Source organism: Frankia sp. CoBUL1, from assembly GCF_978021245.1.
This window is the reverse complement of sequence record NZ_CDXDOS010000186.1, coordinates 1-6,993: the sequence shown is the minus strand read 5'-3', so window position 1 is coordinate 6,993 and position 6,993 is coordinate 1. Positions and strand designations below refer to the sequence as shown.

Genomic DNA, 6,993 nt, shown 5'->3' with positions numbered 1-6,993 from the left:
CGCCCGGGGAACTGCTTGGTGCACTGCTCGACGTGGGCAGTTACTGACATCCCAGCTGAACAAGGGAGAACCATCCATGCTCCGGCGGCTTGAGAAGCCGCCGGCTTTAGCCGGCGGAGGAGTCACCAGCAACCGTTCCAGGGGTGCGAACCGCACGTAGTCCACAGGTTCGGTGTCCACAGGTTCGGTGTTGGACGTCAGGGGCTCGGCGGGCCACGGTGTCTCGATTCGTCGGAGCGGTCAGTAGGCGTGCGTGCCGGGAGCACTGCTGCCGGTGTAGGAGGCGAGACCGGATACCAGCTTCGCGAGGGCGGGGTCCTCCTCGTAGCGACGCTTGTGCAGGGCTGCGATCTTCTCGGCGATCTCCGGGTCCTTGTGGTCGGTGACGTCGAACGACACGAACGTGCCGACCAACGGGAGCCCGATCTCGTCGGTATGCCGGTGGGCGGGGTGCTTGAGGTACTCCCAGTATCCGTCGAGGTCCTCGATGACATAGGTCGCGCCCCACTCGAACTCGCCGCCGACGTCGCGGCCGACCACGAACGAGGTCACCGACGGGATGACACGACCTTGGTTGCGCAAGCTCTCGACCGCTTCCTCCACCTTGTCTGCCGGGGCGTCGGGGCGAAGGGTCATGCGGACCGTGTGGTAGATCATCGGGTGTCGTCCTTTCCCTGATGGGGTGAACGGATCAGCAGCGCCGCGGCGATCGCGCCCGCGAGGGCCGCGATCCCGGTCCAGGTGAAGGCTCCGGCGACGCCGGAGACCTCGATGCCGCCGCCGCGAGCACGGTCGCCCGAGCGGCGCGCGTCGGGGACTCGCACAGGTGGCCCGTGGTCATGGACACCGGACTCCCTCCGTCGAGTCGGGTAGTGGCTCGACTCGAGGCTCGCACTGGTCCGGCACCGCCCGCGTCGGTGAAAACCACCTACATCGGCGCGCATACTGTTCCCGTTGTGGGGATACCGGTCCGGACGTTCGTCGGCAGGGGTGAGGAACGCCGCAGGCTCGAGGCGCTGGTCGCGGGCGCCAAGGACGGCGAGGGCGGGGTGCTGGTGCTCCGCGGCGAGGCCGGTATCGGCAAGAGCGCACTGCTCGACCACCTGCGGCGCTCGGCGCAGGGGATGCGGGTCATCGAGGCGACCGGATCCCAGTTTGAGACCGAGTTCCCGTTCGCCGCACTGCACCAGCTGTGCGTCCCGGCCCTGGGCGACCTCGCGGCACTACCCCCGCCACACCGCGCGGCACTGGAGGCGGCGTTCGGCCTCGCCGACGGCACACCAGAAATGTTCCGCATCGGCATGGCAGCCCTGGAACTGCTGGTCACCGCGGCGGGGTCGGAACCGGTGCTGTGCCTCGTCGACGAGGCACACTGGCTCGACGACGCATTGACACGGATACTGACGTTCCTTGCGCGGCGCATCGCGGCCGAACCGGTGGCGATGGTGCTGGCCGCACGGCACGGACTTGACGAGCTACCGAGCGTCGAGGTGACCGGGCTGGCCGACGACGACGCCCGCCGGCTGCTGGCGGACACCCGCGCCACGCTGGACGGGACCGTGCGGGACCGCGTGCTCGCCGAGGCCAGGGGCAACCCGCTCGCGCTGCTCGCGCTGCTCGAACTGCCCGGCGCCGGCGGCTTTGCCCTGCCCGACGCGTCCTCGGTGCCCAGCAGGGTCGAACGCAGTTTCCAGGATCGTCTCGTGCCCCTGCCCGAGGACGTGCGATTGCTGCTGACCGTGGCTAGCGCCGACCCGACCGGTGACCCCGGCCTGTTGTGGGCCGCAGCCGAACGACTCGGTGTCGGCCCGGCGGCTGGCGCGCACGCCGAGGCGTCCGGGCTGGTCGAGCTCGGCCCGCGCGTGCGGTTCTGCCACCCGCTCGCCAGGTCCGCGGTCTACCAGGCCGCCGCCGTCGAGGACCGCCACGCCGCGCACCAGGCGCTCACCGAGGTCACGGACCCGGAACGGGACCCCGACCGGCGGGCCTGGCATCGCGCGCAGGCCGGTGCCGGCCCCGACGAGGACACCGCCGCGGAACTGAACCGTTGCGCCACCCGTGCCGCGGCACGTGGGGGAGTGGCGGCTGCCGCGGCGTTCCTCGCGCGGGCCGCTGCCCTATCCCGTGACCCCGCGCGCCGCACCGAACGCACACTCGCGGCCGCGCAGGCTCACCTCGACTCCGGTGCACTCGACGCGGCGGACGGCCTGCTCACCGCGGTCACGGTGGACGGGACCGACTCCGTCGCGCTGGCCAGGGTGGAGCTGATGCGCGGGCGGATCACGTTCGTGCGCCACCGCGACGGCGATGGTCCGGCGTTCATGCTGCGCGCGGCCCAGCGCCTCGCCGCGACCGACCCACGGTGGTCGCGGGACTGCTTTCTCGACGCCGTCGAGATGGCCCTGGTCGTCGGCCGGGCCAGCGGGGTCATGGACATGGTCGTCGAGACAGCGCGCTCGGCGCCGCCGGCATCGGGCCCGCCGGACCTCCTGGACGCGCTGCTGCGGCTGGCGACGGAAGGACACCACGCGGCGGCGCGGCCGGTCCGCGAGATCCTCGCTTCCCGTCCACAGTGGACACGGCGACCGGCGCTCGCCGGGATGCTCGCCGTGGAGCTCTGGGACGCCGAGGCACACGGCGTGATCACCGACTGGGTGCTGGCCTCCGCCCGCGAGTCGGGGTCGCCGCTCATGCTCCGCCTCGGTCTTGGCATGGCGGCGGCCGGCGCGGTGCACACCGGTGACTTCGCCGCCGCCACCTCGGCGATCGCCGAGGAGGAGGCGGTGGCGGACGCGGTCGGGGTGGAGCCGCTGGCGTATCCGCAGCTGCACCTCGCCGCCTTGCGTGGCCGGGAGGCGCAGGCGCGGGCGGTGATCGACGGTTTCACCGCCGAGGCGACCGCGAGCGGCACCGGGCAGACGATCGCCAACGCCGACTGGGCAACGGCCGTCCTGAGTAACGGCCTCACCGACTACCCGGCGGCACTTGCCGCCGCCGAGGCGGCCACCCGGCACGGCGACCTGTTCGTCGCCGCGATCGCCCTGCCGGAACTGGTCGAGGCCGCGGTCCGCTGCGGCGAGCACGAGGTGGCCCGGTCGGGTTCGGTATCGCTCACCGAACGTACCGAGGGCAGCGGCACACCGTGGGCGCTGGGCGTCGGCGCCTACGCCCGCGCACTCGTCACCGGCGACGAGGACGACTTCGCCGCGGCCATAGGTCACCTTGAGAGGAGCCCGCTCGCCCCGTATCTGGCCAGGGCGCACCTGCTCTACGGCGAGTGGCTGCGCCGCCAGGGCAGGCGACGCGACGCCCGCCGGCAGCTTCGTACCGCCTACGACCGGTTCGCCGACAACGGCATGGCGGCCTTCACCGACCGCGCCGCCGCCGAGCTGCGTGCGGCCGGCGCCGACGTGCGCGGCCGCACGTCGGGCACCACCGACGACCTCACCGCGCAGGAGACCCACATCGCCTGCCTGGTCGCGGAGGGCGCCACGTCAAAGGAGGTCGCGGCACGGCTGTTCATCAGCCCCCGCACCGTCGACGCCCACCTGCGCAATATCTTCCGCAAGCTCGGCATCACGTCCCGTCGCCAGCTCCGGGACCTGCCCGCACTGCGTACCCCCACCGCCAGATGAGTGTGAGCGTGCCGCGTACCGCGGAGTCCTGGTGGGTCGAGCTGGACGGCCGCGCCGTCGATCGTGGCTTCGCCCGCTCAGGCCTTCTACTCTGGCCGCATGCCGGAGGGGTCGACAGCGCAGCGCCGCCAGCCGGGGACCAGGTCCCGGCGGCGTGGTCTGATCATGTTGGCCGGGTTGGCGGCCCTGGTGGTCGCACTGCTGGTGGTATGGCTGATCCGGGTCAGGAGCGACCAGGCTACGGGGGCCGGTGCCGCCCGCCCTCCGGGTTCCGTTCCCGCGCCGGGCCGGGGAGCCGACTCTGCCCTGCCCCGTGGCGAGGGCGGCGTCGTGGACGTGTACGCGCACGCGCGTGCCGGGATGCTGAGCCCGGTGGTCCGCGACGATCCGCCTCTCGTGTACGTCCCGAACCTGCGCGACGGCACCGTCACGGTCATCGACCAGCGCACGCTGCGGGTCGTGGACACCTACGCCGCCGGCCGCGAGCCGCAGCACGTGGTCCCCTCCTGGGACCTGCGGACCCTGTGGGTGAACAACAACCGCGGCAACAGCCTGTCACCGATCGATCCGCGGACCGGTCGGCCCGCCGGGCCCGCGGTACCGGTCGCGGACCCGTACAACCTGTACTTCACTCCCGACGGGGCCAACGCGATGGTCATCGCCGAGGCGAACCACCACATCGACTTCCGTGATCCGCACACGTTCGCCCTACGGCACAGCCTGGACGTGGGCACGGCCTGCGCGGGCGTCAACCACGTCGACTTCTCCGTCGACGGCTCCTATGCGATCGCCACCTGCGAGTTCGCGGGACGACTCGTCAAGATCGACATCCCGCGTCAGCGGGTCATCGGATATCTGGACCTCGGCCGGGACGCCGCTCCACAGGACATCAAGATCGATTCGGCCGGTCGGATCTGGTACGTGGCGGACATGAACGCCGACGGTGTCCACCTCGTTGACGGGGATCGCTTCACCAGGGTCGATTTCGTCCGGACCGGGCCGGAGACCCACAGCCTTTACCCGAGCCGCGACGGCCGATTCCTGTACGTCGCCAACCGGGGTGGCCACATGGACTCCATGAAGCCGCCGTTCCCGCACTCCGGCGACCAGGGCTCGGTCTCGGTCATCTCCTTCGCCACCCGGACCGTCGTGGCCACCTGGCCGATCCCCGGTGGGGGAACCCCGGACATGGGCAACGTCGATGCCAACGGCTCGCGGCTGTGGTTGTCCGGCCGCCGCAGCAACGTCGTGTACGTGTTCGACACCGGCGGGCCCGGAGGTTCGGAGCCGAAGGCCGGCCGGCTGCTGGCTCGGATCCCCGTCGGCCGTGAGCCGCACGGTCTCGCGGTCTGGCCGCAACCCGGTCGCTACTCCCTCGGCCATACTGGGATCATGCGCTGAGGGTCGGACGAGCTCGGGGCCCCCTCATCCGGGCCGGGAGCGAGCGGGTTGACTGAAACGGATTTTCATGATCCATAATACCATGGAAGATTCATTCTTAGTTTACCTTTGGGTATCTGACCGTTGTGCCTACGCGCTTAGCGTGACGTGTCGTGACTAGTGACGTTACTGTGAGGGTCGCGGGCGACGCTGACGCGCCCGCCGTGTTGGAGCGCATTCGGGCTTTGTCGGCGTCGTTGTCGTCGGCGGAGCAGCGGGTGGCGCGGCAGGTCCTCGCGGACCCGGTTGCGATGATCCACCAGTCGGTGAGCGAGCTGGCGCAGGTGTCGGGAAGCTCGCCGGCGACGGTGGTGCGGTTCTGCCAGAGCCTGGGGCTTCGGGGCTATCAGGAACTCAAGCTGGCGCTGATCCGGGAGACGCTGCCGGTGGAGCGGCAGCTGGTGGACGAGGTGTCCGCGGCCGACGGCCCGGATGAGATTGCCGGGAAGGTGCTCGGCGGGGCTGCGAGTGCGCTGACCGAGGCGGCGCGGGGGATCGACGGTGGCGTGCTGGCGACGATCGCCGACCTGGTCGTCGCCGCGCCGCGGACGTTGTTCGTGGCGGTGGGGACGTCGGCGCCGCTGGCGATGGATGCCGCCTACCGGCTGACCACGGTCGGGGTCGATGCGCGGTTCGCCGGGGACGCGCATGTGCAGCACGTCACTGCCCGGATGCTGGCGGCGGGTGATCTGTGTGTTGCGGTCAGCCACACCGGCTCGACGGCGGAGACACTGGCGGCGATGCGGGCGGCCGTGGACGCCGGGGCGCATACCGCCGCGATCACGAGCTTTGCCCGGTCACCGTTGACCGAGCTGGTGCAGCACGCGGTGGTGGTGGGCAGTCGGGAGACGGCGTATCGCATCGAGGCGATGACCAGCCGGATCGTGCACCTGTCGGTGCTCGACGCCCTGTTCGCCCTCGTGGTGGTGCGCAGCCCGCGCAGCCCTGGCGCGCTGGCGATGACCGCCGACGTGATCGTCGAACACCGGATGTAGCCGCCTACCAGACCCGGCGGCGCCGGTGTCGACGGCCCGTGGTCCGCCCCCGCGTCCACCGAGGAACGGTATGAGCCCGCGGACCAGCGGTGGATCGGTGGTGGGCGAGGTACGTCCCGGCGGTCGGTCAGCCGCCGGCCGCGTCGGTGATCAGACCGACCAGCGCGGTGACCAGCATGGCAGCGGCGCCGCCCAGCACGACGCGCAGGGCCGGACGCAGCAGCGCCATACCGGCGGCCCGCGCGGCGAGTATGCCCGCGACGACGAGACCGATCACCGCAACCACGACGACGAGCATCAGGCGGCCCGCTCCCGCCGGGGCCGACATCCCGAGGAACGGCACCAGCCCGCCGGCCGTGAAGCTGCCCGCCGACGCGACGGCGGCCTGGACCGGGCGCGCCCGGGTGGCCTCACTCTGGCCGAGTTCGTCGCGCAGGTGCGCCTCCAGCGCACCCCGCTCGGTCAGCGTCACGGCGACCTGCGTGGCGAGGTCGTGCGGAAGGCCGCGCCGCTCATAGATGCCGACCAGCTCGGCGAGCTCGGCCACGGGGTCGGCCGCCAGCTCCGCGCTCTCCTTGGCCCGGTCCGCGCGTTCCACGTCGGCCTGGGAGCTTACCGACACGTACTCCCCGGCCGCCATCGACATCGCCCCCGCGGTCAGACCCGCGATCCCGGCGGTCAGGACCGCGCCGGTGGAGGCGCCGCTCGCGGCGACGCCGACGATGAGACTGGAGGTGGAGACCAGGCCGTCGTTCGCGCCGAGGACGGCCGCGCGCAGCCAGCCCGAACGGTTCGTGCTGTGCCGCTCCCGGTGCCGCCGCACCGCACCGAATGTCGCCATGGGGGCATTACAGCACGGTGTTGACGATCGGCATCGTCTCGGCGGCTGTGGCACAACTGTGACAATCACCCGTTCCACCAGG

General features: G+C 71.6%; 6 protein-coding genes. 3 read left to right on the top strand and 3 right to left on the bottom strand.

Annotated elements, in window-relative coordinates:
- Window positions 1-240 precede the first annotated feature (240 nt).
- Window positions 241-657, bottom strand: coding sequence for a Dabb family protein (locus tag AC08OX_RS13195; RefSeq protein WP_476608092.1), 417 nt, complete (start codon window positions 655-657; stop codon window positions 241-243).
- Complete coding sequence (locus tag AC08OX_RS13190) at window positions 654-824, bottom strand: hypothetical protein (RefSeq protein WP_476608091.1); 171 nt, start codon at window positions 822-824, stop codon at window positions 654-656. The genes AC08OX_RS13195 and AC08OX_RS13190 overlap by 4 nt, the downstream gene beginning before the upstream one ends.
- A 93-nt stretch (window positions 825-917) precedes the next feature.
- Between AC08OX_RS13190 and AC08OX_RS13185 the strand changes: the two genes are divergently transcribed.
- The 3 genes from AC08OX_RS13185 to AC08OX_RS13175 all read left to right on the top strand — a co-directional run bounded on the left by AC08OX_RS13185 (window position 918) and on the right by AC08OX_RS13175 (window position 6,070).
- Window positions 918-3,635 carry an AAA family ATPase gene (locus tag AC08OX_RS13185; protein WP_476608090.1) on the top strand — a complete coding sequence of 906 codons (2,718 nt, stop codon included), beginning with the start codon at window positions 918-920 and terminating at the stop codon, window positions 3,633-3,635.
- Window positions 3,636-3,734: 99 nt separating this feature from the next.
- Window positions 3,735-5,036 carry a YncE family protein gene (locus tag AC08OX_RS13180; protein ID WP_476608089.1) on the top strand — a complete coding sequence of 434 codons (1,302 nt, stop codon included), beginning with the start codon at window positions 3,735-3,737 and terminating at the stop codon, window positions 5,034-5,036.
- 203 nt (window positions 5,037-5,239) lie between these two features.
- Window positions 5,240-6,070 carry a MurR/RpiR family transcriptional regulator gene (locus AC08OX_RS13175; protein ID WP_476608088.1) on the top strand — a complete coding sequence of 277 codons (831 nt, stop codon included), beginning with the start codon at window positions 5,240-5,242 and terminating at the stop codon, window positions 6,068-6,070.
- 127 nt (window positions 6,071-6,197) lie between these two features.
- Here AC08OX_RS13175 and AC08OX_RS13170 read toward each other — a convergent pair whose 3' ends face one another.
- Window positions 6,198-6,911 (bottom strand): VIT1/CCC1 transporter family protein, encoded by a 714-nt coding sequence (locus AC08OX_RS13170; protein ID WP_476608087.1) that lies wholly within the window; start codon window positions 6,909-6,911, stop codon window positions 6,198-6,200.
- Between the last annotated feature and the right edge of the window lie 82 nt (window positions 6,912-6,993).

Excerpts from the sequence above, each read along its gene's own strand:
- AC08OX_RS13195 (WP_476608092.1), bottom strand. The coding sequence starts at position 657 with ATGATCTACCACACGGTCCGCATGACCCTTCGCCCCGACGCCCCGGCA.
- AC08OX_RS13180 (WP_476608089.1), top strand. The coding sequence starts at position 3,735 with ATGCCGGAGGGGTCGACAGCGCAGCGCCGCCAGCCGGGGACCAGGTCC.
- AC08OX_RS13170 (WP_476608087.1), bottom strand. The coding sequence starts at position 6,911 with ATGGCGACATTCGGTGCGGTGCGGCGGCACCGGGAGCGGCACAGCACG.